General features: G+C 69.6%; 1 protein-coding gene. It reads left to right on the forward strand.

Annotated features, from left to right (window positions below; genetic code table 11):
• A partial coding sequence (locus MOV75_RS41180) for an AAA family ATPase (protein ID WP_247008615.1) occupies positions 1 to 592 on the forward strand: 592 nt, incomplete at both ends.

Here is a 592-nt window from a genome sequence, read left to right on the forward strand (position 1 = left end):
CTGCGCGCCGAACGTCTCGGGCTGTCGGACGCGCCGGTGCAGCTCGCGGCCGAGACCTCGGTCGAGGACATCGTCTCGACGCTGTCGGAGGGCGCGGTGCCCCGGCTGATCGTGATCGATTCGATCCAGACCATGTGGACCGACACGGTGGAATCGGCGCCCGGCACGGTGACGCAGGTGCGCGCCTCGGCGCAGGCACTGATCCGTTTCGCCAAGAAGACGGGCGCGGCCATCATCCTGGTCGGCCACGTCACCAAGGACGGCCAGATCGCCGGTCCCCGCGTCGTCGAGCACATGGTCGACGCAGTGATGTCGTTCGAGGGCGAAGGCTCGCAGCAATTCCGCATCCTGCGCGCGGTGAAGAACCGGTTCGGGCCGACCGACGAGATCGGCGTGTTCGAGATGACGGGCCTGGGCCTGCGCGAGGTCACCAACCCCTCGGAGCTGTTCCTGTCCGAGCGCGATCTCGGCACGCCCGGCACCGCAGTCTTTGCGGGTATCGAGGGCACGCGGCCCGTTCTGGTCGAATTGCAGGCGCTGGTGGCCCCGACCTCGCTCGGCACGCCGCGGCGCGCGGTGGTCGGCTGGGATC

This window comes from Bradyrhizobium sp. PRIMUS42, assembly GCF_023006515.1.
Taxonomy (GTDB): Bacteria; Pseudomonadota; Alphaproteobacteria; order Rhizobiales; family Xanthobacteraceae; genus Bradyrhizobium.